Raw genomic sequence first — 25,469 nt, 5'->3', positions numbered from 1 at the left:
CGATCTATCTGCAAGGCCCGTGCAAAGTGGAATCGCGTTAACCTTTTCGCGCCAGAATGCAACCCGCGCTCTCTCAGGCTCCAGGAATGACCACTTTGGAATTAGGGACATATCGAAAACCGATGGCCATGGGCCGGGCGCTGCTGGCTCTGCATGCCAGCGGCGCCGTTCGCCTTGCTCCACTGTCACTGGCCGGGATCGGTGTCATCTTCATGCTCCATCGCGTGCGCGAACCGGACGACACTGACTTCGCCCCCAATCGGCTGCTCGAAATCACCCCCGGCTTCCTGGATGAAACGATCCGCCTTGTCCGCGAGCGCGGCTATGTCTGTCTGAGCCTCGACGAAGCGGTGACGCGTCTCAAAGAGGGCGATGTCTCGGAACGTTTCGCTGTTTTCACGCTCGATGACGGCTATCGCGATAACCTCACCGACGCCCTGCCCGTTTTCGAGCGCCACAGCGTTCCGTTCACGGTCTATCTGACGACTGGCTTGCCGGACGGAACAGCCGAAATCTGGTGGGTCGCGCTCGAGCGCATCATCGCGTCGTCCATTGCTGTGCGCGTGATGCTGCCGGACGGCGAGATCGCGATGTTCACGCGCGACGGTTTCGAGAAACATGCTGCATGGAACAAGTTCTACTGGGCCTTGCGTGCCTTGCCGGAAGACCTGCTACGCGCCGAAGTGCGGCGCCTCGCCGCCGAACACGGACTGGACCTGCAGGCGCTGACGCGCGAACTGGCAATGAGCTGGGACGAAGTGCGGATGCTCGCCGCGCACCCGCTGGCGAGCATCGAGGCGCATACAGCCGAGCATTTCGCACAGGCCGGCCTTCCCGACGCGCGGGGACGGGCGGACATTGAACAAGGCCTGACGCGCATGGAATCCGAGCTCGGATACCGCCCGCGCCATTTCTCCTATCCATATGGCGATCCGACTTCCGCCGGCGAGGCCGACTTCGCCCGCGCAGAAGCGCTGGGCTTCCTTTCGGCGACAACAACGCGCAAGGGACTCATCAAACCCGAACATGCGCGGCGGCTCAGCCGCCTGCCGCGCCTCTCTCTCAATGGCGAATATCAGGACCGGCGCATGCTGGAAGCGTTGCTGAGCGGACTGCCCTTCGCATTCGCTCGGCCGATTCGATCACTTGGGATCGACTGAGGACGACACCGTAGCCCGGCGCTGGTCCCGCTTGCGCTGCCGCCGCCGACCCCACCAGACCTCAACGCGTCGTCTGAAACGGCGGACCGGGTGGATGTCAACCGAAAGCACGACAACACCGAGAGGCAACATCCAGAAGCCCAGCACCGGCAGGAAGCCGAACATGCCGCCGATGATCAGCACCATACCCACAACGACACGAATGATGGGGGTACCCGGCACATTGAACTTCCTGTTGCCGAGACGCACAGCCGCCATGACAGATTGCTCACTCCGAAAGATTTGCGAGGGGCCCCATCGGTTGTCCGGCCCCTGTGGGCAGATAAGGGGAAAAGGTGGCAGGAACAAGACATTTGGCTGGCGTGAGGCAAATGTCTTTGCTATATGCACCGCTCATCGGCGGCTCCATCCGGGGCCATTTCGATGTGATCCCCGGTAGCTCAGTGGTAGAGCAATCGGCTGTTAACCGATTGGTCGCTGGTTCGAATCCGGCCCGGGGAGCCACCTTCGAGACCGTATATGAGAAGGCCGCGAGCGCACCGCCCGCCGGCCTTTTTTAATGGCCGCGCCGCACAAAACTCCTTTCGAAACTGAACCATGCGCCATCACATCCCGTAGCCATATGAGGCGGGGAAGCGTTGGGCATTCACCGGTATTCGCCTATACTGCCCGCAACGGCAGAACGGAGGAGGGACTCGCAGCGATGCAGCACTCGCCACTTGTCACCCGCAACGGCGCGCATGAGACGCCCGTGGATGCAGCGTTCACTGCGCAGCAGGCGCCGATCGATGTCAATGCCGCTGATTTGGCTGCGCTCGTCGGTATCCCGCGCCTCGCCCGGCTCGCTTTCCGTTTGTTGTTGCGCGTCAGACGCGGTTCGCTAACCGTCATCCTGCCAGACGGGCGCCAGTTGCGCTTTAAGGGCACCGAACCGGGCAGCGACGCCGTAATGCTGATCCGCGATTTCGGTCTCGCCCGGCGCTTCTTTGCAAGCGGCGATCTCGGCGCCGCCGAAGCCTTTCTCGACGGCATGTGGGACAGCCCCAATGTGACGGCCTTTCTGGAGTTTTTTCTGGGCAACGCCGATGCGTTGCAGGAAAAGCTGACCGGCAACCCGGTCTTTCGCTTCGTCGCGCGGTTGGGGCACATGCTGCGGCGCAACTCAAAAAGCGGCTCGAAGCGCAACATCGAGTATCACTACGATCTCGGCAATAGCTTCTACCGTCGCTGGCTCGACCCGACCATGACCTATTCCTCGGCGCGCTTCGCGCACAAGGAACAGGATTTATCGTCGGCACAGATCAACAAGTACCGCTCGCTGGCAGAACGCATCGACCTCAGGCCCGAACACCACCTGCTTGAGATCGGTAGCGGCTGGGGCGGCTTCGCCGAATATGCGGCGGGCGAAATCGGGTGCCGTGTAACCGGCATCACCATCAGCAAGGAGCAGCTCGCCTTCGCCCGCGACCGCATGAAGCAGAAGGGCCTCAGCGACCGGGTCGACATCCGCTATCAGGACTATCGCGACGTCGACGAGCGCTTCGACCGCATTGCCTCGATCGAAATGTTCGAAGCGGTTGGTGAAGAATACTGGCCAGCTTATTTCGACAAGATACGCAACTGCCTGAAACCCGGTGGACAGGCCGGCCTGCAAATCATTACCATCGCCGACCGTTCCTTTGCAGCATACCGGAAACGTGCGGACTTCATTCAGCGCTACATTTTTCCAGGTGGCATGCTGCCCTCGCCTTCGGTGCTGAAGCAGCAGGTCCAACGCGCCGGTCTGACCTGGGCAGGCAATCTCGAATTCGGCCTCGACTATGCCGAAACGCTGCGCCAGTGGCGCGAACGTTTCCGTGCGGCATGGCCCGAAATACAGCACCAAGGATTCGATGAACGCTTCCGCCGCATGTGGGAATATTACCTCGCATATTGCGAAGCGGGTTTCCGTTCCGGCAATATCGATGTGACGCAGGTGACACTCGCACGACCCTGACGCCTGCTGTTAGACTGCAGACCTCACCGGTCTGGAGCTCTTCATGGACAATCGCCTCGTTCCAACGCCGCGCAGCCTTGCCGACGTTGACATCCGCTCGCGCGACACAATCGGCCGCGGCTGGGGTAAACTTGAGCGTCTCGTCTTCCGCCATCGGCGCTTCGACGGCACGTGGTCAGGCGAGGTGACACGCGACATCTACACGATAGGCGAAGTCGCGATGGTGCTGCCCTATGACCCCGCACTTGATGCCGTAGTGCTACTCGAACAATTTCGCGCCTGTGGCCTTGTATGGGGTCAGGCGACATGGCTCTTCGAGGCGATCGCTGGAATCGTCGACCCCGGCGAAACACCGGCCGGGGTCGCGGCACGCGAAGCGCGCGAGGAAGCCGACTGCGGGATCGGTACAGCGCTCCATATTTCCACCGTTTGGTCTTCGCCCGGTGGCTATGGCGAGCGCACGCATCTCTACGCGGCCGCCGCCGATCTGTCCGATATCGGCGGCATTCACGGACTTGCCCACGAGCAAGAAGATATTCGCGCCGTTGTCGTGCCGCTCTCCGAGGCGCTTGCCGCCACCCAGGATGGGCGTATTGCGGACGCGAAGACGATCCTTATGATTCAATGGCTTATATTAAACAAGTCGCGAATCGGATGAGGAAAAGGTCCACTCGTTCGACCTTGAACACTGCCCCCCGCCTCCGTATGTTCCAGTTCCCTTGCCACCGAACAGCAAAGCCCCTGATCTAATGGATATTAAAAACGGACTGGTCGACTCGATCGGCAACACACCTCTGCTGCGCTTGCGGCGCGCTTCGGAAGAAACCGGCTGCGAGATTCTCGGCAAGGCCGAATTTCTGAACCCCGGACAGTCCGTGAAGGATCGCGCGGCGCTCTACATCATTCAGGATGCGGTGAAGCGCGGCACGCTGAAGCCCGGTGGCGTCATTGTCGAGGGCACGGCCGGCAACACCGGCATCGGCCTCGCGCTTGTCGGCAATGCGCTCGGCTTCAGGAGCGTCATCGTTATCCCCGAGACGCAGTCGCAGGAAAAGAAAGACATGTTGCGGCTCTGCGGCGCGAAACTGATCGAAGTGGCGGCGGTTCCCTACAAGGACCCGAACAACTACGTCAAATATTCCGGCCGCCTCGCCGAAGAGCTGGCGGCGAAGGAGCCCAACGGCGCCATCTGGGCCAACCAGTTCGACAATGTCGCGAACCGCCTCGCCCATATCGAAACCACCGGGCCCGAAATCTGGAAGCAGACCGACGGCACGGTCGACGGATTCATCTGCGCCGTCGGCACCGGCGGCACGCTGGCCGGCGTCGGTATGGCGCTGAAGGACCGCAACCGGAATATCCGGATCGGCATTGCCGACCCGATGGGCGCCGCGCTCTATCACTTCTACAAGCATGGTGAATTGAAGGCCGAAGGCTCCTCGATCACCGAAGGAATCGGCCAGGGCCGCATCACGGCCAACCTCGTCGATGCGCCCATCGACGATGCCTTCCAGATCCCGGACGAAGAGGCGCTGCCCATCGTCTTCAACCTGCTGAAAGAAGAAGGGCTATGCCTCGGCGGTTCGAGTGGCATCAACGTAGCCGGTGCCATCCGCCTCGCCCGCGAAATGGGGCCCGGTCACACGATCGTCACCATCCTTTGCGATTACGGCACACGTTATCAGAGCAAGATGTTCAACCCGGTCTTCCTGAAGGAAAAGGGACTGCCGGCGCCAGACTGGCTCTGACCAGACAGAAAAAGCCGAAATGCAAGGAATTCAGGAATGCCTGATGCCGCCTCACCGCTCGTGACAACCGAATGGCTCGCCGCTCATCTCGATGCCCCGGATGTTCGGGTTGTCGATGCGTCCTGGTATTTACCGCAAGCACAGCGGAACCCACGAGCCGAGTACGAACAGGCGCATATTCCCGGCGCTGTGTTCTTCGACATCGACGAAATCTGCGATCTCGAAAGTCCGTATCCACATATGCTGCCGACGCCCGAAAAATTTTCGTCGCGAGTTCGCGCATTCGGTCTTGGCGATGGCGTCCGCATCGTCGTTTATGATGGTGCCGGGCTTTTCAGTGCCGCTCGCGTCTGGTGGATGTTTCGCGTCATGGGACATGCGGATGTTGTCGTGCTGGACGGCGGTCTCAGAAAATGGAAAAGCGAAGGCCGCCCGCTTGACGACATCAAGCCGCGCCACAGCGCGCGCCATTTCACCGCGCGGCGCAATACAGGCCTGATCCGCGACCGCGCCCAGATGCTTGCCAACCTCGACACGCGCGCCGAGCAAATTCTCGACGCCCGCAGTACCGGCCGCTTCAACGGAACCGAGCCCGAACCGCGCCCCGGCCTCCGGGGCGGCCATATTCCGGGCAGCCTCAACCTGCCGGCCTCCGATCTGATCGCCACCGACGGCACCCTCAAGAATCCGGATGAGCTTCGCCGCCTGTTCGAGCGCGCGGGCGTCGATATCGCCGCACCAGTAGTCACAACCTGCGGTTCAGGTGTCACAGCCTCAATTCTCGCGCTCGGTCTCGCGGTACTCGGCAAGCCGCAAGTCCCCGTTTATGATGGTTCATGGGCCGAATGGGGCGCCGTTGTGGAAATGCCTGTCGAGATCTGATGCGCGGGGGCGCATGGGGAAAAAACACAAGACCGTCGTCACACATCTCGAAATGTTGTCCGAGCCGCGATTGCCGCCCGTGCCGCGCCCCCTTGGGAAATACGCGCTGTTGCGCGTCGAAAAGCCCCCGATCCACTTCTATCGCTATCTCTACGATGCGATTGGCCGGAACTATGTTTGGGTCAATCGCAAGCGTCTCTCCGATGAGGCGCTGGGCGCAATCATCCATCACAACGAGGTGGAGATTTACGTCCTCTATTGCGGCGGCGCACCGGCCGGCTTCACCGAGCTCGACTTCCGCAACCGGGAACGCGCGGAACTTTCATTTCTCGGCGTGATTCCGGAGCATGTCGGAAAAGGCCTCGGCCGTTTTCTGCTTTGTGAGGCGATCACACGCGCCTGGACACGCCACCCCGAACGATTGATCGTGCAGACCTGCACCCTCGACCATCCCCGGGCCCTCCCCCTCTACCAGCGCCACGGCTTCACACCCTACGCACAGGAAGAAGTGGAACTGGAAGAACTCGACTGACCCTCTAGACGCCTAGTGGGCAAGTATCTGCGCCAGAAACGATTTCGTCCGCTCGCTCTTCGGGGCGTTGAAAAATTCTTCCGGCGGCGCCTGCTCGATGATTTCGCCCTCGTCCATGAAAACGACGCGGTTGGCAACCTCGCGCGCAAAACCCATTTCATGCGTCACGCAAAGCATGGTCATGCCCTCGCGCGCCAGCTCCACCATCACGTCGAGAACTTCCTTGATCATTTCCGGATCGAGCGCCGAAGTCGGTTCGTCGAACAGCATGATCTTCGGGTTCATGCAGAGCGCCCTTGCAATCGCCACGCGCTGCTGCTGGCCACCCGATAGCTGACCGGGATATTTGTCGGCCTGCTCGGGAATACGCACACGTTCCAGAAACTTCATGGCAAGGTCGCGCGCCTCGGCCTCAGGCATCTTTCGCACCCAGAGCGGTGCCAAAGTGCAGTTTTCGAGGACCGTCATGTGCGGAAAGAGGTTGAACTGCTGGAACACCATGCCGACTTCGCGCCGCACCTCGTCAATGCGTTTCAGGTCTTCGGTCAGCTCGATGCCGTCAATGACGATTTTCCCCGCGTCATGCGTTTCGAGATGGTTGATGCAGCGGATCAGCGTCGACTTGCCCGAACCCGACGGTCCGGCAATAACGATCCGTTCACCCTCCTTGATCGTCAGGTCGATATTCTTCAACACATGAAAATCGCCGAACCATTTGTGCACGCCCGACATCTCGATCATCACCTTGTCCGAGACGCGCATTGGCTTTGCGGTATCCGCCGCCATCCTGCCCTCCTAGCGGCCACGCCCGGCATTGAGCCGGCGTTCCATGAAATTTGAATATTGCGACATGCCGAAGCAGAAAATCCAGAAGACGATCCCGGCGAAGAGATAGCCCGTCAGCGCACCCTGCGGCACAGTCCAGTTCGGGTCGGAGAGCTGCGCCCTGACTTGCCCCAGAATATCGAAGATGCCGACGATCAGCACCAGCGTCGTGTCCTTGAAGAGGCCGATGAAGGTGTTGACGATGCCGGGAATGACATGACGCAACGCCTGCGGCAGCACGACAAGCCCCATCGTCTGCCAATAGCTTAGACCGGCGGCGCGCGCCGCCTCGTATTGCCCCGCCGGTATCGCCTGCAAGCCGCCGCGCACCACTTCCGCCATGTAGGCCGATGAAAAAAGCGCAACACCGACGAGACAGCGCAACAGATTGTCGGGGCTGAGACCTTCCGGCAAAAACAGCGGCAGCATGACGCTTGCCATGAACAGCACCGTCACCAGCGGCACGCCACGCCAGAATTCGATGAAGATAATCGACAGCATGCGGATCGCCGGCATCGACGACCGCCGCCCAAGCGCCAGCACAATGCCGAGCGGCAGCGAAACGACAATGCCGGTAACAGCGACGACCAGCGTAACCAGCAGCCCACCCCATTCGCTCGTCGGCACCGGCGGCAGCCCCGGCCGGTCGCCCGCGAGCAAAACCAGCGCGATCAATGGGTAGACGACCAGCAGTAAAATTACGTTGAAGCGCTTGGCCGGCGCGGACGGGATGAGCATCGGCACCAGCGCAATGAAACCGAGCGCGAACACGATATTGACTCGCCAGATTTCCGATGCCGGATAACGGCCATAGATGAACTGGTCAAAATTCGCCCAGACCAGCGGCCAGCAGGCACCCTTGCCCTCACCGAGACAGGCTTCGCGCGTGTCGCCGGTCCAAACAGCGTCGAAAATCGCGAAGTTGAGCAGCGGCGGCACAGTAAGCCAAAGCAGATAGGCGGCAATCACCGTCAGCACCGTATTGCCGATGCTCGAAAAGAGATTGCGGCGAAGCCAGCCGAGGACGCTTCCGGATTTTTGCGGTGGGCCCATCATGTCGATTGCGCTCATGGTCTACCGCTCCCGGAACGCAATGCGCGCATTGTACCAGTTCATTGCCAGCGACGTCGCAAGACTGAGCGTCAGATAGACCGCCATGGTGATGGCGATAACCTCGATGGCCTGCCCCGTCTGGTTGAGCACGGTGCCGGCAAACACGGCCACTAGATCGGGATAGGCAATGGCAACCGCCAGCGAAGAGTTTTTCGTAAGGTTGAGTATCTGACTGGTCAGCGGTGGCACGATGAGGCGCAGCGCCTGCGGTACCACGACGAGCCGCAGCGTCGTGCTGTCCTTGAGGCCGAGCGCTGCCGCCGCCTCGGCTTGCCCACGGTCGACGGACTGAATCCCAGCGCGGACGATTTCGCCGATGAAGGCCGCCGTATAGAGCGTGAGCCCGAGCACCAGCGCCACGAACTCCGGCAACAGGCGCACACCGCCACTGAAGTCGAAGGCGCCGCGCGTCGCATATTCCAGATGGAAGGGCGTTCCGCCGACTGCCCATGCAAGAAGCGGCAGGACGACGATCAGTGCCGCAGTGACGCGCAAGGCCGGAAACAACCGGCCCGTCGCACGCTGCCGCGCCCGCGCCCATCGAACCAGCACATAACCAGCCACGATCGCCACAGCAAGCGCGCTGAAAAACAGCCCGGCGCCGGCATCGAGAACCGGATCGGGAAGGATCAATCCGCGATTGCTGAGAAAGACCCCCGGCAGCGCCTCGATACTGTCCGCCGGCCCGGGCAGCGGCCGCAGCACCGCGAAGTACCAGAAGAAGAGTTGCAGCAGCAGCGGAATGTTCCGCATCACTTCCACATAAACGGCCGCGATCTTCGCCACCAGCCAGTTCCGCGACAGCCGCGCCACACCGACGACAAAGCCGAGCATCGTCGCAAGCACGATGCCGATGACCGCGACCGAGAGCGTGTTGAGAAGTCCGACGAGAAAGGCTCGGCCATAGCTCGATTGCTCGGTATAGGGGATCAGGGTCTGGATGATGCCAAACCCGGCCGTCGTGTCGAGAAAACCGAAGCCGGTCGAAATGTTGAGGCGTTCGAGGTTTTCCTGCGCCGTCGCCGTGAAAAACCAGACGACGGCGATGACGGCAGCCAGTACGCCCGCCTGATAGGCAATCGAGCGGACGCGCGGATTGTACCAACTGATCCCCATGCCCGATCCGCGTTTAACGGGTTTCTGCATACCCTGCCCCCAGCCGCCTCGCATACGGTTTGTCAGCGGATCGGTGGCGCATACATCACGCCTCCGTCGGTCCAAAGCGCGTTCAACCCGCGTTCGATGCCGAGCGGCGTGTCGACGCCGACATTGCGCTCAAAAATCTCGCCGTAGTTGCCGACGGCACGTACAATATCGATCACCCAATCCGGACCGAGACCGACCGATGCGCCGTATGAGCCTTCCGCCCCCAACAGCCGGCGAACCAGTGGATTTTCGCTCTCTCGCATCTCTTCGATGTTTTCGGATGTGATGCCGAGCTCTTCTGCATTCAACAGCGCCGAAAGCGTCCAGCGCGCGATGTCGGCCCATTGCGGGTCGCCCTGCCGCACCACGGGGCCTAACGGCTCTTTGGAGATAATTTCGGGCAGAACGATATTGTCTTCGGGCCGCTGCATCTTGAGTCGCTCGGCGTAGAGCCCTGAGGCATCGGTCGTATAGCCGTCGCATCGCCCCTGATCGTAGGCGCTGATCGCTTCATCGTTCTTTTCGAATGAAAGCACCCGGTATTCAAGCCCGCGGCCACGAAAATAGTCAGCCAGATTGAGTTCTGTCGTGGTGCCGGTCTGCGTGCAGATCGTCGCCCCCGCCAGCTGTCGCGCATTCGTAATACCGGAGTCTTTCCGTACCATGAAGGCCTGCCCGTCGTAATAGATAACGCCGGCGAAATCGAAGCCGAGCTGCGTATCGCGTGACATCGTCCACGTCGTATTGCGTGAAAGAATATCGACTTCGCCGGATTGCAGTGCCGTGAAGCGGTCCTTGGCCGAAAGCGGCCGGAAGCGAACCTTCTCCCCGTCGCCGAAAATCGCCGCCGCGATCGCCCGGCAATAATCGACATCGATGCCGGACCACCGACCACGCTCGTCGGGACTGGAGAAGCCGGCAAGCCCCTGGCTTACACCACAGTGAAGAAAGCCCCGCCGCTTTATGCGTTGCAGGGTCTCACCTGCCCCGGCCCGGTCGACATCGGGAACGGCGCCCCCGGCAGACACGGCGACTTCCGCCCGACCTGACAGCACGGCCGCCGCATCGTAGGGCAGCATGAAATAGAGCCCTCCGGCGCCGATCAGAATGCCCAAAAGAAGGGCGGCCACGGGGTTCCTCATTCGGCTTCCTTTGTCAACCTATCCGATTGCAATGCTATGCTGCATTCGCTGAGATTAACCGCCGAGGGCTCGCGCGCAAACCCTGTATGTGCATTCAGCGTTGTGGATCGTTCATCGGCGGGCACTTTCGTACTTGAAGGTTACAAACTGCTGCAGGCATCATCGGCCGGGATCAGAGGACGGACAAGACCGGATGAAGAAGAAGCAAGACACGCTGATCGTCACCGCTGGCCGCGATCCGAAAGCCAATTTCGGTATCCTCAATCCGCCGGTCTATCATGCCTCGACCATCCTCTATTCAACCCTCGATGCCGTCCGAACGCGCAAGCAGCCATTCACTTATGGTCGCCGCGGCACGCCGACAAGCGCCGCCTTGCAAGACGCAATCGCCGAGCTCGAAGGTGGCTATCGCACGCTGCTGACCCCGTCAGGCCTTTCCGCCGTCACCGCCGCACTCCTTGCGCATCTCAAGACCGGTGACCACCTGCTGATGACGGACAGTGTTTACGAACCGTCACGCCAGTTCTGCGAGCAGGTTCTCAAGCGCTACGGGGTCGATGTTGAATACTACGACCCGTGTTTGGGGAGCGATATCACGACGCTGATCAAACCAGAGACCGCCGTCGTCTTCACCGAGAGTCCCGGTTCGGTAACCTTCGAAGTACAGGACATCCCGGCCATCGCCAAGGCAGCACACAAGGCCGGTGCAATCGTAATGCTCGACAACACCTGGGCCTCGCCGCTCTATTTCCAGCCGTTCGATCACGGCGTCGATGTTTCGATCCAGGCCGTGACCAAATATCTTGGCGGCCATTCCGACGTGATGATGGGCGCGATCACGACGACGGAAGCCGCGTGGCGCAACACGGTCGCCAGCCATGGTGCCAACGGCCTTTGTGCCGGTCCAGACGACGTCTATCTCGTGTTGCGCGGCATCCGCACATTGTCAGTTCGTCTCGCGCGCCATATGGAAACGGGGCTCAAGCTCGCACGCTGGCTGGAAAAGCGGCCGGAAGTCGCCCGCGTCATTCATCCGGCACTACCGAGCCATCCCAGCCATGCGCTCTGGAAGCGCGACTTCACGGGCGCAAGCGGGCTGTTCAGCATCGAGCTCAATCCGGCATCCGAAGCCGCGCTCGCCGCCATGCTCGACGGTCTTGAACTTTTCGGCATGGGCTATTCCTGGGGCGGTTTCGAGAGCCTGATCATCCCGCAAGATCCGGCGAAAATCCGCACGGCGACCAGATGGGAGGCGCAAGGTCAGATGCTGCGTCTCCATGCCGGCCTTGAAGACCCCGACGACCTGATCGCCGATCTCGACGCCGGCTTCGAGCGGCTCCGCGCCTGCAACGAATAACGGAAGAGGCAACGTGTCCAGGATTGAAGTCAAAAGCGAGATTGCCGGCAAGGTCTGGAAGATCGAAACGAAAGCGGGCGATCGGCTGACCGAGGACGACGCGATCCTGATTCTCGAATCGATGAAAATGGAAATTCCGGTCTCAGCGCCGGCCGATTGCACGCTGATCGAAATACTCGTCGCCGAGGAAGATACGGTGGAAGAAGGTCAGCCGGTCGCGATCGTCGAACCAGACTAGCACTCACGCCTCTCCGAATATCTGCTTCAGATGCGCGTTGAGAAACTTGCCCTCCGGGTCGAGTTGCCTCCGCACGTCTCGGAAAGCCTCCCACTTGGGATAAAGGGCCTCGAAGTCCTTTGCGCCACGCGTATGCAGCTTGCCCCAGTGCGGCCGCCCGTCATAACGGCGAAAAATATCCTCGACGCCGGCAAACAACGCCTTGTAGGGCTGGCGATGATACTGATGAACTGAAATGGTCACGCTGTCCCGGCGATAAAAAGGCGACAGCCACGCATCGTCGGCGGCGACATAACGAAATTCCAGCGGAAAGAGAAAATTGGTTCCGCACTTGCGCATATGCTCGCCGACCTCACGGATGCAATCGGGGCCCTTTTCGGCAGGTACCGCATACTCCATTTCGTTGAAGCGCACATTGCGGTCGCTCGGAAACGCATCATGCGACCAACGCACCCTCGTCTTTTGCTCTTCGGCACCGTCGGCCGCACCGCCCGAATAGCGCGATCCGCTCGTCGACGTCAGAAGCTTCTGCAATGGGCCGCGCAGGAAGGGCAGCGTCCGCGAAATTTCGCAAGTCAGTTGCATGATCTTGTCGTCGCGCGACATCTCGCCGTCCGGCCGTCGCCGGCGCGGACGCGCTTCCTTGGAGGTCTCCCTCAGAAATTTGATGAGCACCTGATCCGCGAACGGAAACCAGAAAAACTCGAAATGCCGCGCTTCATCGCGCAGGGCCTCGGCCTTGTCGAGCGCTTCGGCAATCGACATACGCCCGCCAGTTTCTTCCAGCGCATAGACATTCCTGCATTGCATGGTGATCTCGGTCATCACGCCGAGACTACCGAAACTGACCCGTCCAGCATCGAAGACATCCGAATTCTCCGTGCGACTGCAGGAAATCACCTCACCGCTCGACGTTGCCAACCGGAAAGCCTTGACCCCAGCGGAGAGCGATCCAAGCTCGCCACCGGTCCCATGCGTCCCTGTTCCGACAGCGCCCGCCAGCGTCTGCCTGTCGATATCGCCCTGATTGAGCAATGCCAACCCACGCTCGAAGAGCTCAGGCCCGAGGTTCCGGATGGTCGTTCCTGCCTTGATGCGCGCCGTCATCGCCTCCGGATCGTGGTCGACAACGCCCGATAGTCCAAAAAGCGTCAAAATTGTTCCGGCACTCTCGACCAGTGGCGTGAATGAATGCCCCCGTCCGGCGACGCGGATGGGCGCCGGTGCGCCCCGAAGGATCGCCACGACCTCTTCCTCGGTCGCAGGCGCGGCAATCTGCGTCGGCCATGCCTTCACCCAACCGGACCAGTTAGACCATACATCCGTCATGCTGCATCTCCATTTCCCCGTGCGAATAGTAGCGCTTCGATCCGCAGTCCAAAAGAAATAAGCCCCGGGTCAAACCCGGGGCTTCGGTTTCCTTCAAAGAAAAATGCAGTCAGTCGACGTCAATGGCCTCGCTCGCGGTCGACATCTCCGCAGCGCTCTCTTCCGGCGTCAGGGGTTTGAAGTTGCGTGCCAAAATCGATGCCTCCTTGATTTCGGCCGCTGTCATTGATTCTGCCAGCCGGTCGATCGCCTCCGTGGCAAAGCGCGGGAAGCCACCTTCGATTGCCAACTGGTAGTACATATATGCCTTGACCTTGTCCGCTTCGACGCCAACACCATCCTCATACATCGTGGCAATGTTGTATTGTGAACTTTCAAGTCCCTGCCGCGCGGCGGCTTCATACCACTTTGCGGCCGCCTGCACGTCCTGCGTCAGACCCCAGCCCTTGTCATACATCGACGCCAGGTCCATCTGCGCGCGCCGGTCTCCGCCCTGCGCGCCATAGAAATAATACTTGAGCGCCGTTTCAACATCGCGCTCGATGACCTTGGCGTCGAAATGTTCCTCAGCCAGACGGAAAGCCGCACCGGCATCCTTGTTGATATCGACGGCTCTTTTCCACTCGGCCAGCGCTTCCGGGTAGAAACCGCGATTATAAAGATCTTGCCCGGACGCCTCGTTGGGCTGACCTTCAATCGAAGGATCTGGCTTGGATGGATTCGCCATGGTGCCGGTCGCACGTGACCCCGTGGCAAATGTCATCGCTGCAAGCAAAACAAGAAAGGCAACGGCCATGAGCGGCCGTCCGTCATTTGCTGTAGCGGATACACTGACGGCATGTCGGCGCATTTTTCTCTCCCATCGGGCACCCTCAGGGGCGTCTTTCCCCGGTCGCCCTCACTCTCCGGCAACCATGATCCGGAGCAGGTCCAAACACTCAAGTTAAAGGTTGGTCACAAATCCCGTTCCGGCAAGCCCCTGCCGGCGTCAAAGCGTGTGAGAAGCGCCGAAACCTTGGAGAAAACGGGTCAGATTGGCACCCAGTGCGTCACAGAGGTAGCCGCCTTCCTGGACAAGAACGGTGGGTAGCCCGAAGCGCCCGATCATCTCGCCGATCCGCCCGAATCCATCGGTAGTGATCGCAAATCCACCTTGCGGATCATCCTTGTAGGCATCGAGGCCCAGTGCGACGACCAGCGCCCCCGGCGCGAATGCTTCGATGCGACGTCGGGCTGCCGCCAGCGCCGGCATATAGGCTTCGTCATCCGTGCCGCGCGGCAATGGCAAATTGTAATTATAGCCGAGGCCAGCGCCCGCCCCGCGCTCGTCGGCATGTCCCCAGAAGAAGGGATAGAAGCGGACCGGATCGGCGTGGATCGAGACCGTCAGGATGTCCGGCCGCTTGTAGAACAGCCCCTGTGTTCCGTTGCCGTGATGAACATCGACATCGAGAATGGCCACACGCGCATGCTTGCCGCGAAGCATCTGCGCCGCGACACCCGAATTGTTGAGGTAGCAGAAGCCACCGGCCATATCGGCAAAGGCATGATGCCCCGGCGGGCGGCTCAGTGCGTAGGCCCATGCTGTGCCGTCACGGACCATCAGCGCGGCCTCCGCCGCCGCATCCGCGCTGCGCTTGATCGCCGCCCAACTCCCTGCGGCAAGAGGACAGGCACCGTCTGCCATGTGGTATCCGGCTTGCGCAACGGCCGAGAGCGGATAGGCGCCGTCCCGTCGATCCGGGTGAATGCCCGGCACCACCTCATCCGAACCGCCCTCTATCCGCAGCCAGCGTTCATGGATGGTCGACAGGAAGGCAATATATTCAGGCGTATGCACTGCTGAAATGGGCACAAGACCGTGATCCGCCGGCACCACATGCTCAAGGCCGGCTTGACGCGCGGCCGCAAGAAGCCGGTCGGCCCGTTCGGGAACCTCAGGGTTGGACTCGACGACGCCGTTGACGAGGAAATGGCGGGGATAGTGGCGCTTTTGTTCCGGGTCAAAGACAACCTTCATCGACTATGCCTCAATGGAAAGAAAATCCGGTGGCGATCCCGGCAGGACTCGAACCTGCAACCGACAGATTAGAAATCTGTTGCTCTATCCGGTTGAGCTACGGGATCGGGACGCCGGGCAGGCCTAGTGAGTCCAGAGTCCCTGCCGGCCATACTTGAAGTTGTCGGCATACGCCTTGATTGAACGGCGAGACGCCTGCGGCTCGAAAACCTGATAGTCGAGCCCCAGTCTTTCGGCATAGCTGACCGCTTCGTCCTTGCTGTCGAAGCGGAGCGTAACTTGCGAATTCATGTCGCCCGAGCTTGTCCAGCCCATCAACGGTTCGACCTTGCGCGCGTTGGCGGGCTCGAAGTCGAGCACCCATTTTTTGGTCTTGGCCCGGCCGGATTGCATGGCCGTTTTTGACGGTTTGTAAATACGCGCGCGCGCCAATTTCTGCCCCTGAACCATAATCCCCAAGCTTATGGGGAACGTCGCAAAACTTTATTCTTATCGCCCTAAAACAGCCGAATTTGCAAGCGATAACAAAACCATCGTCGGGGTCAGCAGCACGCTGAACCGAGACGTCGATAGCACACCCAGGATCGAAGGAGCGCCGGAAATGACCCACTATTTCGATCGCGAGGCCGCAATCGCATTGCTTGCCGCTCACGGCTTCAACCGGATCGACATCGAATGTGTGCTCGAACTCACAAGGTCCGTTTCGCATGGCGGCACCTCGTACTGGCTGGCGCACAGCATTGAAAGGCTCGCCAGCCGGGCCTGGTGGCTCGATGAATCGGCTGTCAAAACCGTGATGCCCCGCGCCGCCTGACTGCGTAGACGACGATGGTCGGGGCGGCAAGATTCGAACTTGCGACCCTCTGCTCCCAAAGCAGATGCGCTACCAGGCTGCGCTACGCCCCGACATGTACGGCCATTGGCGCCGGACTGGACCTGCAATACACCGGCCGGACCCTTTCCGGCAACCGTTTGAATAGGACAAGGCTTATGCGACCCCTTTATGCCGCCGCATCAGCTTGAAGACTCCGGTCGCCTTCAGCACCGGCCGTGCTCCGACATACAATTCGGCCTCGCAAAACGCGACCGATCGTGTCGCACGGGTCACGCGTGCGGTTCCCTCGAGCCATTCGCCGGGCCGAGCCGAGGACAGAAAATCGCTGTTCATGCGGACCGTCAACGCAACAGTCTGCGTCGCGCGCCAGACCGCGGTGCCAAGAAGCCCGTCCGCAAAAGCCATGAGCATGCCGCCATGCGTGATACCGCGCGAATTGCAGTGCCGTGACCTGACACGGACACCATGGACAAATCCGTCGTCGGTGACTTTGTGAAAGAATGGACCGTTATGACTGGTATAGGGGCCCCTGCCTGTCGATGGAACGAACCCATCGGGCGGATTGTCGTCGTTGCTATCGATCATGACCACTCAATTGGAACAACCCACCCTGCCGGCATACCTTCACGGCAGGATCAATGAATTGCGGAAATCAATCCCCGGACGGCGTGTCCGGTGCGATCTCGGCAACCATCAGCCCCTTCGGACCCTCACCGAAACGGACCTGGACCTGTTGACCGGGCAGTAAATCGCGAATGCTGTGCCGGCGCAACGTTTCCATGTGGATGAAGATGTCCGGTGTACCTTCGCCCCGCGTCACAAACCCGTATCCACGCGCACGGTTAAACCACTTGACGGTCGCGGTCTCGAAGTCTCCGATCGGCACCACATCTGACATCGATGATCGATTGACCGGCCGCGCGACGGCACCGGCTGGTTTTATCGCGGTCGTATCGTCGACATCGATCACCCGGACAGCTTGATTGCCCTTCGGACGCCGCACGACCTCGCAGGTCACCGTTGCGCCTTCGTCAAGCGCATCGAGGCCCATTTGCTTGAGACAGGACAAATGCACGAGCACGTCGTCACGTCCGTCATCGGGAATGATGAATCCATACCCCTTGACCGCATCGAACCATTTGACCGCGCCGGTGACTTCAAACGACTCACCGACTGAATCTGCCGAGATTTCGATTCGCTGTTCCATCCCCACCACGATCAACGTCCATTCGGTCAAACCAACAATGGCCTCAAGTATTGACCGACACGGAATTTATCACTGGTCCGTGGTTCCTCCCCAGGACCCCCCGTTTTGTATTATTCACTATAACAGTGTCGGTTAAGCATTGAAAGCGGGCCGAAAGGCCGGATTTTTGGCAGTGCCAGGCCGGTCTTTCTTGCCCTCAGCCGCCACCGCATTGCATATTGCCGCCTCACGAAGGATTCCGGCCTCGCCGACGGATGGGCATCCTCTTCTGGCGTTTCAAAGGGTGTGGCTCTCGGCCCATGGGCCGGGCGGTCCAAGAATTTCGTTGGTCCGCCACATCAGCAAGCAAGGGAAAGCATGGCAAAAGCGATTGGTCTGTCGGTGGCGCTATTTGCTCTCTGGCTGGCTTTGTCAGGGTTTTTCAAGCCGTTCCTTTTGTTGCTCGGTGTCTTGTCCTGCGCGCTGACGCTCTACCTGGCCTTTCGTATGAAACTGCTGGACGACGAGGCGGTTCCGATCCAGCTCCGGTTGACCCTTCTGCTCTATTGGGGCTGGCTCGGGGGCGAGATATTCAAATCTGCCGTTGCCGTCTCGAAAGTCATCCTGGCCCGCGACATGCCGCTTCATCAGCAGCTGATTGCCGTGCCGGCTCCCCAGAAAACCGACATGGGTCATGTCATATTCGCAAACTCGATCACGCTGACACCCGGCACGGTTACGGTCGAAACGCGACCGGGAATCTTCCTCATTCATGCCCTGACCGAAGAAGCATCGGCAATGAGCGGGTTTGCCGAGATGGGTCGCCGCGTTGCCGAGATTGAGACACGCTGAAATGACAATGCTCCTTGCCACGGCCGCCGCACTCTTCATCGCCATGATGATGGTCTTGATCCGCCTCTTCGCCGGTCCGACGCTTTACGACCGTGTACTGGCCGTCAACACCTTCGGCACCTTGACCGTCCTGTTGCTTGGATTGCTTGGCTTCATTACCGAGCGGCCGGACTTTCTTGACATCGCGATGCTCTATGCGCTGATCAATTTTGTCTCGACAATTGCAATTCTGAAATTTTTCCGCTACCGCGCGCTCGGTCGTCGCTCGCTGCAAGACGAGGACTAACCATGGACCCGACGCTCGATCTTGTTGTCGACATCGCCAGCGGCATTTCCTTTGCCATCGGCGGGATATTCCTGCTGATCGGAGCCCTCGGTATGATCCGACTGCCGGATGTGTGGGCGCGCATCCATGCCGCCGGCATCATCGACACCATCGGCGCCGAACTGATCGTCTTCGGCATGATCCTGCAAGCCGGCCTCTCTCAAGCCTCGATCAAGCTGGTCCTGATCGGCCTATTTCTGTTTGTCACCAGTCCGACCGCGACCCATGCCGTCGCCAATGCGTCCTTCACCGCCGGGTTGCGACCGCTTGATCTTCGCAAAAACCAGGCATCCGATGTACTCGGTGAGGAAAGCAAACCATGAGCAATGGTCTGATCGGCGTTGCCGTCATCGACATTCTCTTGTTCCTTTTTCTTGTGCTTACGGCCATCGCCATCACACGTCTGCGCAACCTGTTCGCGGTTGTAATGCTGGCCGGCGTCTTCAGCCTCCTGTCGGCAGCGCTTTTTGTCACGCTCGACGCCATGGACGTCGCTTTCACCGAAGCGGCTGTAGGCGCAGGCATCTCGACCGTCTTGCTGCTCGGCACACTTGCGCTCACAGTACGCGATGAAAAACCGGTCACACATTCCGCTTTCTTGCCGTTGCTGATATGCACAATCGCGGGCGCAACGCTAATCTACGGCACGCTTGATATGCCGCCATTCGGTGCTGCCGACAATCCGGTACAGACCCACGTCGCACCCGATTACCTGGAGCGAACACCCGTCGAAATCGGCATCCCCAATACCGTAGCCGCCGTGCTCGCAAGCTATCGCGGCTTCGATACGCTGGGCGAGGTTGTCGTCGTCTTCACCGCAGCCATTGCGGTGTTGCTCCTGCTGGGCGGAGGCGGCCGGTCGCGCCGGCATGACGATGTGTCCGACGAGCGAAAGAAGGATTGATTTCATGGAACACCATTCGATCCTTCGCGTCGTTTCGAAACTGCTGATACCTCCAATCCTTCTCTATGCGCTTTACGTGCAGTTCCACGGCGAATATGGACCGGGCGGTGGCTTTCAGGCCGGCGTCATTTTCGCCGTCGCTTTTATTCTTTACGCGCTGGTTTTCGGCGTTGAGGCTATGACCGACATCCTTCCGCCGCGCCTGCTGCGCTTCCTCGCCGCCCTCGGGGTCCTGATCTTTGCCGGCACCGGCGTGGTCACAATGCTGCTTGGCGACGCCTATCTCGGCTATAACGCGCTCGCCGCCAACCCGGTTCACGCCCAGGAATGGGGCATCATCGTCGTCGAAATCGGCGTCGGCACGACTGTTGCCGCCGTGATGATGGCGATCTTCGTCGCCTTCGCCTCGCACAATCCGCCGATCAAGGACGAGGACTGGTGATGGAAGAAATCGTCTTCGATTTCGGGTTCGTCCTGACGCACTACAACTACTGGATGTTCGTGGTCCTGATGATGACGGGCCTCTACATCACGGTGAGCCGCGGAAATCTGGTCAAGAAAGTTGTCGGGCTTAATATCTTCCAAACGGCGGTTTTCCTGCTCTATGTCTCGATGGGAAAGATCGTGGGCGGCACAGCGCCGATCCTCACCGGCGAGCCCGGTACGGTCTACTCGAACCCGCTGCCCCATGTCCTGATCCTCACCGCCATCGTCGTTGGAATCGCAACGACGGCGTTGGCTCTGGCACTCGTCGTGCGCATCCGCGAAACCTACGACACGATCGAGGAGGATGAAATTATCGCGCTGGAACTCGCAATGGACACGACGGCCAAGGCCTCGGCCGCCGGGAGCGAACGTTGATGCTGGCGATGATCGAAGCAAATCTGCCGGCGTTGCAGGTTGTTCTGCCGATGCTGGCGGCCCCCATATGCGCCATGCTCGGCCGGGGCGCGCGCGCCTGGGCATTGACGATGGTCGCCGTCCTGCTCGCGTTTGCCGTCGCCGTCTCGCTCTTCGTCGCCACCCTCGATGGCACGATCATTTCCTATCGAATGGGGAACTGGGCCCCGCCCATTGGCATCGAGTATCGCGTCGACATTCTGAATGCCTTTGTGCTGCTGGTAATCTCAGGCATCGCGCTTTTTGTCCTGCCCTACGCACGAGCAAGCGTCGCTCACGAAATTTCGGAAGAGCGCCAGCCGTTGTTTTACTCGGCGTTCCTGCTCTGCCTGACCGGCCTTCTCGGCGTCACCATCACGGGCGACGCCTTCAACATATTCGTCTTCCTCGAGATTTCGTCGCTTTCGACTTATGCATTGATCGCAACCGGTGCCGAGCGCAACAAACGCGCCCTGACAGCCGCCTACAACTACCTGATCATGGGAACCGTCGGTGCGACCTTCTTCGTCATCGGCATCGGCATGCTCTACATGATCACGGGCACGCTGAACCTGGCCGATCTGGCGCAACGCATTGCCGAGCATGGCGACAGCCGCACCTTGCGCATGGGTTTCGTCTTTATCCTGATCGGCGTCGGCCTGAAGCTCGCAATGTTCCCGCTTCATCTTTGGCTCCCGAACGCCTACAGCTTCGCTCCATCCGCCGTGACCGCCTTCATTGCCGCGACCGCCACCAAGGTCGCAATCTATGTGCTGTTGCGCTTTATGTTCACGGTTTTCGGTTTCGACTACGATTTTCAGGCAGCAACGCTTCGCCATGTCGTGTTGCCGCTGGCGATCGTCGCGATGTTTGCGGCCTCCATCGTTGCAGTGTTCCAGGATGACCTGAAGCGGATGCTGGCTTATTCCAGCATTGCCCAGGTTGGTTACATGTTGCTCGGTCTCACCTTCCTCTCGCACACCGGCCTGATGGCGTCGGTGATCCATTTGTTCAATCACGCAGTTACCAAAGGCGCCCTTTTCATGGTCGCCGGCTGCTATATCTTTGCGGCCGGCACGAGTTCGATTTCGAGCCTGCGCGGCATTGGCCGCGACATGCCGTGGACGACTGCAGCTTTTGTCGTCGCCGGCTTGAGCCTTATCGGACTGCCGCTGACGGTCGGCTTCGTCAGCAAATGGTATCTCGTGCTCGCGGCACTGGAACTGAACTGGTGGCCGGTGGCGCTGCTGATCATGGCCTCGTCGCTGCTTGCCATCATTTACATATGGCGTGTCGTCGAGACGGCCTATCTTCAGCCGGCGCCGGAAGGCGTCGTGCGCAAGGAGGCGCCGCTCTGGATGCTGCTACCGACATGGGGGCTTGCAGCGCTCTCGGTCTTCTTCGGGACCTATGCCGCACTCACCACGGCCGCTGCCAGCCGTGCGGCATCGGCGCTGATCAGCGCCTCCAACATGTTGTGGCAGTGAGGTGCCTGATATGACCGACAGCACAATCCTCCTGCTGGCGATATTCATTCCGGCCGGCGTCACCTTCCTGATCGCCGCGCTCGGCAGCCGCCCTAACCTGCGCGATGGCGCGAGCGTGCTCGCCGCCATTGCCACGTTCATCGCGGTACTGACGCTTCTGGGGCCGGTCATGGAGGGTGCGCGGCCCGAGGTTGCGCTTTTTGAAGTGATGCCTGGCCTGCTGCTCGCCTTTTCGATAGAGCCGCTCGGCATGTTATTTGCCGTCGTCGCGTCGGGCCTCTGGATCGTCACCGCGGTTTATTCGATCGGCTACATGCGGGGTGCCGGCGAAAAAAAGCAGACACGCTTCTATATCTGCTTTGCCATCGCGATTTCCGGCGCCCTCGGCATCGCCTTTTCGGCAAACCTCTTCACGCTGTTTATCTTCTATGAAATCTTGACAATTTCGACCTATCCACTGGTCGCCCACAAGGAAACGCCGGAAGCCCGCAAGGGTGCACGCACCTATCTCGCGATCCTGATGACGACCTCGATTGCCTTCCTGTTGGTCGGCATCGTCTGGGTCTGGAACATCGCCGGCACGCTCGATTTCCGCGCCGGCGGTATCCTTGATGGCAAACTCGATCCGTCCTTCGCGCCGTTCCTGCTGGCGCTCTTCGCCTTCGGCATCGGCAAAGCCGCACTGATGCCCTTCCATCGCTGGCTCCCAGCCGCCATGGTGGCGCCAACACCAGTCAGCGCGCTCCTCCACGCGGTTGCCGTCGTCAAGGCCGGCGTTTTCACAATGCTGAAGGTCGGCACCTATATTTTCGGCGTCGGTTTCCTGTCGAAGACGGGTGCATCTGACTGGCTGATCTGGCTCGCCGCCGCCTCGATCCTGATCGCCTCAATCGTCGCACTGACGAAAGACGATCTGAAAGCGCGGCTCGCTTACTCGACCGTCAGCCAGCTTTCCTACATCACGCTCGGCATGGCGCTCGCAAACCAGATGGGCGTCATCGGCGGCTCGATGCACATTGCAACGCATGCCGTCGGCAAGATCACCCTCTTCATGTGCGCCGGGGCAATCTATGTCGCCGCCCACAAGACGAAGATCAGCGAACTCGACGGGCTCGGGCGCAAGATGCCCATCACCTTCATCGCCTTCACGATCGCCGCCCTCAGCATTATCGGTCTGCCGCCAATGGGCGGCGCATGGAGCAAGTGGTATTTGATGCTCGCAAGCGCCGACGCCGGCCAGATCGCAATCATCGGCGTCTTGATGCTGAGTTCGTTGCTGAACGTCGCCTATCTGTTGCCGATTCCGGCCCGCGCATTTTTTGCTGCACCATCGGCAAGACCCGCACATTCGCTTGGCGCCGCCGCGGCTCCCGGTGACCAAATCGAGGAAGCACCGCTCTTTTGCCTCGTGCCGATCTGCATTACGGCAGTTGGCTGCATCGTTCTCTTTTTCGCGATCGGCGGCCTCTACGAGTTCCTGCTCCACATTCCGATCCTGCCGGAGACAACGCCATGACCAGCCGCAACGGAATCGCGCTGCTTGTAGCACTCGTCGTCGCATCGGTGCTGGCCGATTTTGCCTATGACAAACACGGTTACTTTGCCTTCGAGCATTTGCCCGGCTTTCACGGACTTTTTGCGCTCGCCGCCGGCATAGTGCTGGGACTGGTCGCTCTCGGCCTTCGTGCTTTGCTGACGCGTGACGCGAACTATTATGCGCCGGCTTCAACCGATGCCGAGGAGCATCCCGCCGCCGACCTTGAGCGGGAGAAGGCCGATGCCTGAATTCATGACACCCGCACTGGTCTACGTCGTCGCCGCACTGACACTTCCCTTAGTTCCGCACGGCAGGTGGCGCCAGATTCTCATAATCCTGACACCGTTTGCCGGCGTGGCGGTGTTCTGGGGTCTGCCACACGGCACTTATGGCAATATCAACCTGATGGGTATGCATATCGGCCTGATGCGGGTCGACGCACTTTCCTATCTATTCGGTCTCGGCTTCTCGCTCGCAGTGCTGGTGGTCGCGGTCTATGCATGGCATGTCCGCGACACGATTCAGCAAGTCGCGATGCTGCTCTATGCGGGGTCCGCCCTTGGCGCCGTATTCGCCGCCGATCTGGTCACGCTCTTCATCTTCTGGGAAGGCACGGCCATCGCCTCGGTCTTCCTGATCTGGGCCCGCCGCACCGAAGGCGCCTATGCCGCCGGCATGCGCTACCTGATCGTGCAGATCGGTTCGGGTGTCATCCTGCTGGCGGGAATTATTCTATTCTACCGCGAAACCGGTACGGTCGCCTTCCGCGCCATGGAGCTCCAAAGTGCCGCCACGTGGGCAATCCTGCTGGCCTTCGGCATCAAATGCGCGTTCCCGCTGCTGCACAACTGGCTGCACGATGCCTATCCTGCGGCCACCGTTACCGGAACGGTGATCCTCTCGGCCTTCACGACCAAGCTGGCGATCTATGCGCTCGCGCGCGGCTTCCCCGGCACCGAAATCCTGATCTACATCGGCATCGCGATGGTTTTATTCCCCATTGCATACGCGCTGGTCGAAAACGAACTGCGGCGCGTATTGACATATGCGCTCAACAGTCAGCTCGGTTTCATGGTTGTTGGCATCGGTATTGGCACACCGCTCGCACTGAACGGCGCCATCGCCCATGCACTCAGCAGTATCTTCTATCAGGCGCTTCTCTTCATGAGCATCGGCGCTGTTCTCTTCCGCACCGGCACATCTAAAGCAAGCGATCTCGGTGGACTGGCCCGACAGATGCCCTGGACCGCCTTGTTTTGCATTGTCGGCGGCCTGTCGATTGCAGCTCTGCCGGCGACCACGGGCTTCGTGTCGAAATCTCTGGTCTTGAGCGCCGCCGGCTATGGTGGCCTCTACCTGGTCTGGCTGGTGTTAATCGCCGCCAATGCGGCCGCGGTACTGCACACCTCAATTCGCGTTCCATTGAGCGTTTTCTTCGGGCCGGACCGTGGAGTGCGCGCGAAAGAAGCACCATCGCATATGTTGGTCGCCATGACACTTGCGGCGGCAGTCACCATCGGCATCGGCATCTACCCCGATCCGCTCTATGCCCTGCTGCCCAACGATGTCACCTATGAGCCCTATACGCTTTCGCATCTGATCACGCAGTTGCAACTTGTACTCTTCGCTGCCCTCGCCTTCGCGCTTCTCGCCCGGGCGGGTTTCTGGTCAACGCCGCGCCATGCCATTCTGCTCGATACCGATTGGCTGTATCGCCACCTGCTGTCGGCCGGTCTTGGCAGGTTATCGGCGTTCGTCACCGCCCTCTGGCGTTGGACGTCTCTGCTTATCCAACGACGCCTGAATGTCTTCCTGAGCGGCATCTACCGCACCCACGGCCCGCAGGGCGTGCTGGCCCGCACATGGCCCACCGGCTCGATGGTACTTTGGATCGCCATATTGCTTGGCACCACACTGGTCCTGACCTACGTATAGAGACTGCGCGAGACCAGAGCCGCGCCTCAAGGAGATGCCCC

General features: G+C 60.3%; 30 protein-coding genes and 3 tRNA genes. 20 read left to right on the top strand and 13 right to left on the bottom strand.

What is annotated here, in order from left to right; genetic code table 11:
- The first annotated feature begins 122 nt into the window (after positions 1–122).
- Complete coding sequence (locus Q7V31_RS15255; RefSeq protein ID WP_304735510.1) at positions 123–1,160, top strand: polysaccharide deacetylase family protein; 1,038 nt, start codon at positions 123–125, stop codon at positions 1,158–1,160.
- On the opposite strand, the gene Q7V31_RS15250 is transcribed toward Q7V31_RS15255, so the two are convergent.
- On the bottom strand, positions 1,143–1,418 hold the full coding sequence (locus tag Q7V31_RS15250; protein ID WP_304735509.1) for a hypothetical protein: 276 nt from the start codon (positions 1,416–1,418) through the stop codon (positions 1,143–1,145). The genes Q7V31_RS15255 and Q7V31_RS15250 overlap by 18 nt on opposite strands.
- A gap of 171 nt (positions 1,419–1,589) precedes the next feature.
- Here Q7V31_RS15250 and Q7V31_RS15245 point away from each other — a divergent pair.
- From Q7V31_RS15245 to Q7V31_RS15220, 6 genes are all read left to right on the top strand, one after another.
- A tRNA-Asn gene (locus Q7V31_RS15245) sits at positions 1,590–1,664 on the top strand.
- 199 nt (positions 1,665–1,863) lie between these two features.
- Positions 1,864–3,156, top strand: a complete 1,293-nt coding sequence (locus tag Q7V31_RS15240) for a cyclopropane-fatty-acyl-phospholipid synthase family protein (protein WP_304735507.1) — start codon at positions 1,864–1,866, stop codon at positions 3,154–3,156.
- 43 nt (positions 3,157–3,199) lie between these two features.
- Positions 3,200–3,814: an NUDIX domain-containing protein gene (locus Q7V31_RS15235; protein WP_304735505.1), complete on the top strand. Its 615-nt coding sequence runs from the start codon at positions 3,200–3,202 to the stop codon at positions 3,812–3,814.
- A gap of 91 nt (positions 3,815–3,905) precedes the next feature.
- The gene (locus Q7V31_RS15230) at positions 3,906–4,904 is read left to right on the top strand and encodes a cysteine synthase A (RefSeq protein WP_304735504.1); all 999 of its coding nucleotides are present in this window, start codon (positions 3,906–3,908) and stop codon (positions 4,902–4,904) included.
- Positions 4,905–4,940: 36 nt separating this feature from the next.
- Positions 4,941–5,786 (top strand): 3-mercaptopyruvate sulfurtransferase, encoded by an 846-nt coding sequence (sseA, locus tag Q7V31_RS15225; RefSeq protein ID WP_304735503.1) that lies wholly within the window; start codon positions 4,941–4,943, stop codon positions 5,784–5,786.
- 13 nt (positions 5,787–5,799) lie between these two features.
- Positions 5,800–6,318 carry a GNAT family N-acetyltransferase gene (locus Q7V31_RS15220; RefSeq protein WP_304735501.1) on the top strand — a complete coding sequence of 173 codons (519 nt, stop codon included), beginning with the start codon at positions 5,800–5,802 and terminating at the stop codon, positions 6,316–6,318.
- A 12-nt stretch (positions 6,319–6,330) separates the two neighbouring features.
- On the opposite strand, the gene Q7V31_RS15215 is transcribed toward Q7V31_RS15220, so the two are convergent.
- Genes Q7V31_RS15215 through Q7V31_RS15200 form a run of 4 tightly spaced genes read right to left on the bottom strand, consistent with a single transcriptional unit; the run spans position 6,331 to position 10,544 of the window.
- Positions 6,331–7,104 carry an amino acid ABC transporter ATP-binding protein gene (locus Q7V31_RS15215; protein ID WP_304735500.1) on the bottom strand — a complete coding sequence of 258 codons (774 nt, stop codon included), beginning with the start codon at positions 7,102–7,104 and terminating at the stop codon, positions 6,331–6,333.
- Positions 7,105–7,113: 9 nt separating this feature from the next.
- Positions 7,114–8,214, bottom strand: a complete 1,101-nt coding sequence (locus Q7V31_RS15210; protein WP_304735498.1) for an amino acid ABC transporter permease — start codon at positions 8,212–8,214, stop codon at positions 7,114–7,116.
- A gap of 3 nt (positions 8,215–8,217) precedes the next feature.
- Entirely contained in the window at positions 8,218–9,402 is a 1,185-nt protein-coding gene (locus Q7V31_RS15205; protein ID WP_304735497.1) for an amino acid ABC transporter permease, read from the bottom strand.
- 32 nt (positions 9,403–9,434) lie between these two features.
- Entirely contained in the window at positions 9,435–10,544 is a 1,110-nt protein-coding gene (locus Q7V31_RS15200; RefSeq protein WP_304735496.1) for an amino acid ABC transporter substrate-binding protein, read from the bottom strand.
- A 193-nt stretch (positions 10,545–10,737) separates the two neighbouring features.
- Between Q7V31_RS15200 and metC the strand changes: the two genes are divergently transcribed.
- Complete coding sequence (metC, locus tag Q7V31_RS15195) at positions 10,738–11,901, top strand: cystathionine beta-lyase (protein ID WP_304735494.1); 1,164 nt, start codon at positions 10,738–10,740, stop codon at positions 11,899–11,901.
- A gap of 13 nt (positions 11,902–11,914) precedes the next feature.
- Complete coding sequence (locus Q7V31_RS15190) at positions 11,915–12,139, top strand: acetyl-CoA carboxylase biotin carboxyl carrier protein subunit (RefSeq protein WP_304735492.1); 225 nt, start codon at positions 11,915–11,917, stop codon at positions 12,137–12,139.
- A 3-nt stretch (positions 12,140–12,142) separates the two neighbouring features.
- Here the strand turns inward: Q7V31_RS15190 and Q7V31_RS15185 are convergent, their stop codons facing one another.
- The 5 genes from Q7V31_RS15185 to Q7V31_RS15165 all read right to left on the bottom strand — a co-directional run bounded on the left by Q7V31_RS15185 (position 12,143) and on the right by Q7V31_RS15165 (position 15,938).
- Entirely contained in the window at positions 12,143–13,468 is a 1,326-nt protein-coding gene (locus tag Q7V31_RS15185; RefSeq protein WP_304735490.1) for a D-arabinono-1,4-lactone oxidase, read from the bottom strand.
- 109 nt (positions 13,469–13,577) lie between these two features.
- A complete protein-coding gene (locus Q7V31_RS15180) occupies positions 13,578–14,264 on the bottom strand; it encodes a tetratricopeptide repeat protein (protein WP_304735488.1) in 687 nt (228 codons plus the stop codon).
- 192 nt (positions 14,265–14,456) lie between these two features.
- Positions 14,457–15,488, bottom strand: coding sequence for a histone deacetylase family protein (locus Q7V31_RS15175; protein WP_304735487.1), 1,032 nt, complete (start codon positions 15,486–15,488; stop codon positions 14,457–14,459).
- A 30-nt stretch (positions 15,489–15,518) separates the two neighbouring features.
- Positions 15,519–15,595, bottom strand: a tRNA-Arg gene (locus Q7V31_RS15170).
- 16 nt (positions 15,596–15,611) lie between these two features.
- The gene (locus Q7V31_RS15165) at positions 15,612–15,938 is read right to left on the bottom strand and encodes an ETC complex I subunit (RefSeq protein WP_304735485.1); all 327 of its coding nucleotides are present in this window, start codon (positions 15,936–15,938) and stop codon (positions 15,612–15,614) included.
- A gap of 151 nt (positions 15,939–16,089) precedes the next feature.
- On the opposite strand from Q7V31_RS15165, the gene Q7V31_RS15160 reads away from it, so the two are divergent.
- Positions 16,090–16,302 (top strand): hypothetical protein, encoded by a 213-nt coding sequence (locus Q7V31_RS15160; protein WP_304735484.1) that lies wholly within the window; start codon positions 16,090–16,092, stop codon positions 16,300–16,302.
- Between the two features lie 15 nt (positions 16,303–16,317).
- Here Q7V31_RS15160 and Q7V31_RS15155 read toward each other — a convergent pair.
- From Q7V31_RS15155 to Q7V31_RS15145, 3 genes are all read right to left on the bottom strand, one after another.
- Positions 16,318–16,394, bottom strand: a tRNA-Pro gene (locus tag Q7V31_RS15155).
- Positions 16,395–16,476: 82 nt separating this feature from the next.
- On the bottom strand, positions 16,477–16,908 hold the full coding sequence (locus Q7V31_RS15150) for a PaaI family thioesterase (RefSeq protein WP_304735483.1): 432 nt from the start codon (positions 16,906–16,908) through the stop codon (positions 16,477–16,479).
- 67 nt (positions 16,909–16,975) lie between these two features.
- Positions 16,976–17,530: a cold-shock protein gene (locus Q7V31_RS15145; protein ID WP_370690677.1), complete on the bottom strand. Its 555-nt coding sequence runs from the start codon at positions 17,528–17,530 to the stop codon at positions 16,976–16,978.
- A gap of 357 nt (positions 17,531–17,887) precedes the next feature.
- Between Q7V31_RS15145 and Q7V31_RS15140 the strand changes: the two genes are divergently transcribed.
- Genes Q7V31_RS15140 through Q7V31_RS15095 form a run of 10 tightly spaced genes read left to right on the top strand, consistent with a single transcriptional unit; the run spans position 17,888 to position 25,428 of the window.
- Positions 17,888–18,361: a Na+/H+ antiporter subunit E gene (locus Q7V31_RS15140; RefSeq protein WP_304735481.1), complete on the top strand. Its 474-nt coding sequence runs from the start codon at positions 17,888–17,890 to the stop codon at positions 18,359–18,361.
- A 1-nt stretch (position 18,362) separates the two neighbouring features.
- Positions 18,363–18,647, top strand: coding sequence for a monovalent cation/H+ antiporter complex subunit F (locus tag Q7V31_RS15135; RefSeq protein WP_304735480.1), 285 nt, complete (start codon positions 18,363–18,365; stop codon positions 18,645–18,647).
- Positions 18,648–18,649: 2 nt separating this feature from the next.
- Positions 18,650–19,009 (top strand): monovalent cation/H(+) antiporter subunit G, encoded by a 360-nt coding sequence (gene mnhG / locus Q7V31_RS15130; RefSeq protein ID WP_304735479.1) that lies wholly within the window; start codon positions 18,650–18,652, stop codon positions 19,007–19,009.
- Positions 19,006–19,590 carry a DUF4040 domain-containing protein gene (locus tag Q7V31_RS15125; RefSeq protein WP_304735478.1) on the top strand — a complete coding sequence of 195 codons (585 nt, stop codon included), beginning with the start codon at positions 19,006–19,008 and terminating at the stop codon, positions 19,588–19,590. Before mnhG ends, Q7V31_RS15125 begins: the two co-directional genes overlap by 4 nt.
- Positions 19,591–19,594: 4 nt before the next feature.
- The gene (locus Q7V31_RS15120; RefSeq protein WP_304735477.1) at positions 19,595–20,032 is read left to right on the top strand and encodes a Na(+)/H(+) antiporter subunit B; all 438 of its coding nucleotides are present in this window, start codon (positions 19,595–19,597) and stop codon (positions 20,030–20,032) included.
- Positions 20,032–20,451 carry a cation:proton antiporter subunit C gene (locus Q7V31_RS15115; RefSeq protein ID WP_304735475.1) on the top strand — a complete coding sequence of 140 codons (420 nt, stop codon included), beginning with the start codon at positions 20,032–20,034 and terminating at the stop codon, positions 20,449–20,451. Before Q7V31_RS15120 ends, Q7V31_RS15115 begins: the two co-directional genes overlap by 1 nt.
- Positions 20,451–21,956: a monovalent cation/H+ antiporter subunit D family protein gene (locus Q7V31_RS15110; RefSeq protein ID WP_304735474.1), complete on the top strand. Its 1,506-nt coding sequence runs from the start codon at positions 20,451–20,453 to the stop codon at positions 21,954–21,956. The genes Q7V31_RS15115 and Q7V31_RS15110 overlap by 1 nt, the downstream gene beginning before the upstream one ends.
- Before the next feature lie 10 nt (positions 21,957–21,966).
- Entirely contained in the window at positions 21,967–23,472 is a 1,506-nt protein-coding gene (locus tag Q7V31_RS15105) for a monovalent cation/H+ antiporter subunit D family protein (protein ID WP_304735473.1), read from the top strand.
- Positions 23,469–23,741, top strand: coding sequence for a hypothetical protein (locus Q7V31_RS15100; RefSeq protein WP_304735471.1), 273 nt, complete (start codon positions 23,469–23,471; stop codon positions 23,739–23,741). Before Q7V31_RS15105 ends, Q7V31_RS15100 begins: the two co-directional genes overlap by 4 nt.
- A complete protein-coding gene (locus tag Q7V31_RS15095; RefSeq protein WP_304735470.1) occupies positions 23,734–25,428 on the top strand; it encodes a Na(+)/H(+) antiporter subunit D in 1,695 nt (564 codons plus the stop codon). Before Q7V31_RS15100 ends, Q7V31_RS15095 begins: the two co-directional genes overlap by 8 nt.
- Positions 25,429–25,469 lie beyond the last annotated feature (41 nt).

The organism is Parvibaculum sp. (genome assembly GCF_030651915.1).
Taxonomy (GTDB): Bacteria; Pseudomonadota; Alphaproteobacteria; order Parvibaculales; family Parvibaculaceae; genus Parvibaculum.
This window is presented reverse-complemented; position numbering and strand designations above follow the sequence as displayed.

Excerpts from the sequence above, each read along its gene's own strand:
- Q7V31_RS15095 (WP_304735470.1), top strand. The coding sequence starts at position 23,734 with ATGCCTGAATTCATGACACCCGCACTGGTCTACGTCGTCGCCGCACTG.
- Q7V31_RS15150 (WP_304735483.1), bottom strand. The coding sequence starts at position 16,908 with ATGATCGATAGCAACGACGACAATCCGCCCGATGGGTTCGTTCCATCG.
- Q7V31_RS15180 (WP_304735488.1), bottom strand. The coding sequence starts at position 14,264 with ATGGCCGTTGCCTTTCTTGTTTTGCTTGCAGCGATGACATTTGCCACG.
- Q7V31_RS15110 (WP_304735474.1), top strand. The coding sequence starts at position 20,451 with ATGCTGGCGATGATCGAAGCAAATCTGCCGGCGTTGCAGGTTGTTCTG.
- Q7V31_RS15235 (WP_304735505.1), top strand. The coding sequence starts at position 3,200 with ATGGACAATCGCCTCGTTCCAACGCCGCGCAGCCTTGCCGACGTTGAC.
- Q7V31_RS15185 (WP_304735490.1), bottom strand. The coding sequence starts at position 13,468 with ATGACGGATGTATGGTCTAACTGGTCCGGTTGGGTGAAGGCATGGCCG.
- sseA (WP_304735503.1), top strand. The coding sequence starts at position 4,941 with ATGCCTGATGCCGCCTCACCGCTCGTGACAACCGAATGGCTCGCCGCT.
- Q7V31_RS15100 (WP_304735471.1), top strand. The coding sequence starts at position 23,469 with ATGACCAGCCGCAACGGAATCGCGCTGCTTGTAGCACTCGTCGTCGCA.
- Q7V31_RS15175 (WP_304735487.1), bottom strand. The coding sequence starts at position 15,488 with ATGAAGGTTGTCTTTGACCCGGAACAAAAGCGCCACTATCCCCGCCAT.
- Q7V31_RS15215 (WP_304735500.1), bottom strand. The coding sequence starts at position 7,104 with ATGGCGGCGGATACCGCAAAGCCAATGCGCGTCTCGGACAAGGTGATG.
- Q7V31_RS15220 (WP_304735501.1), top strand. The coding sequence starts at position 5,800 with ATGGGGAAAAAACACAAGACCGTCGTCACACATCTCGAAATGTTGTCC.
- Q7V31_RS15230 (WP_304735504.1), top strand. The coding sequence starts at position 3,906 with ATGGATATTAAAAACGGACTGGTCGACTCGATCGGCAACACACCTCTG.
- Q7V31_RS15135 (WP_304735480.1), top strand. The coding sequence starts at position 18,363 with ATGACAATGCTCCTTGCCACGGCCGCCGCACTCTTCATCGCCATGATG.
- Q7V31_RS15200 (WP_304735496.1), bottom strand. The coding sequence starts at position 10,544 with ATGAGGAACCCCGTGGCCGCCCTTCTTTTGGGCATTCTGATCGGCGCC.
- Q7V31_RS15115 (WP_304735475.1), top strand. The coding sequence starts at position 20,032 with ATGGAAGAAATCGTCTTCGATTTCGGGTTCGTCCTGACGCACTACAAC.
- Q7V31_RS15240 (WP_304735507.1), top strand. The coding sequence starts at position 1,864 with ATGCAGCACTCGCCACTTGTCACCCGCAACGGCGCGCATGAGACGCCC.
- Q7V31_RS15145 (WP_370690677.1), bottom strand. The coding sequence starts at position 17,530 with ATGGAACAGCGAATCGAAATCTCGGCAGATTCAGTCGGTGAGTCGTTT.
- Q7V31_RS15120 (WP_304735477.1), top strand. The coding sequence starts at position 19,595 with ATGGAACACCATTCGATCCTTCGCGTCGTTTCGAAACTGCTGATACCT.
- Q7V31_RS15205 (WP_304735497.1), bottom strand. The coding sequence starts at position 9,402 with ATGCAGAAACCCGTTAAACGCGGATCGGGCATGGGGATCAGTTGGTAC.
- Q7V31_RS15160 (WP_304735484.1), top strand. The coding sequence starts at position 16,090 with ATGACCCACTATTTCGATCGCGAGGCCGCAATCGCATTGCTTGCCGCT.
- Q7V31_RS15105 (WP_304735473.1), top strand. The coding sequence starts at position 21,967 with ATGACCGACAGCACAATCCTCCTGCTGGCGATATTCATTCCGGCCGGC.
- mnhG (WP_304735479.1), top strand. The coding sequence starts at position 18,650 with ATGGACCCGACGCTCGATCTTGTTGTCGACATCGCCAGCGGCATTTCC.
- Q7V31_RS15255 (WP_304735510.1), top strand. The coding sequence starts at position 123 with ATGGCCATGGGCCGGGCGCTGCTGGCTCTGCATGCCAGCGGCGCCGTT.
- Q7V31_RS15165 (WP_304735485.1), bottom strand. The coding sequence starts at position 15,938 with ATGGTTCAGGGGCAGAAATTGGCGCGCGCGCGTATTTACAAACCGTCA.
- metC (WP_304735494.1), top strand. The coding sequence starts at position 10,738 with ATGAAGAAGAAGCAAGACACGCTGATCGTCACCGCTGGCCGCGATCCG.
- Q7V31_RS15125 (WP_304735478.1), top strand. The coding sequence starts at position 19,006 with ATGAGCAATGGTCTGATCGGCGTTGCCGTCATCGACATTCTCTTGTTC.
- Q7V31_RS15140 (WP_304735481.1), top strand. The coding sequence starts at position 17,888 with ATGGCAAAAGCGATTGGTCTGTCGGTGGCGCTATTTGCTCTCTGGCTG.
- Q7V31_RS15250 (WP_304735509.1), bottom strand. The coding sequence starts at position 1,418 with ATGGCGGCTGTGCGTCTCGGCAACAGGAAGTTCAATGTGCCGGGTACC.
- Q7V31_RS15210 (WP_304735498.1), bottom strand. The coding sequence starts at position 8,214 with ATGAGCGCAATCGACATGATGGGCCCACCGCAAAAATCCGGAAGCGTC.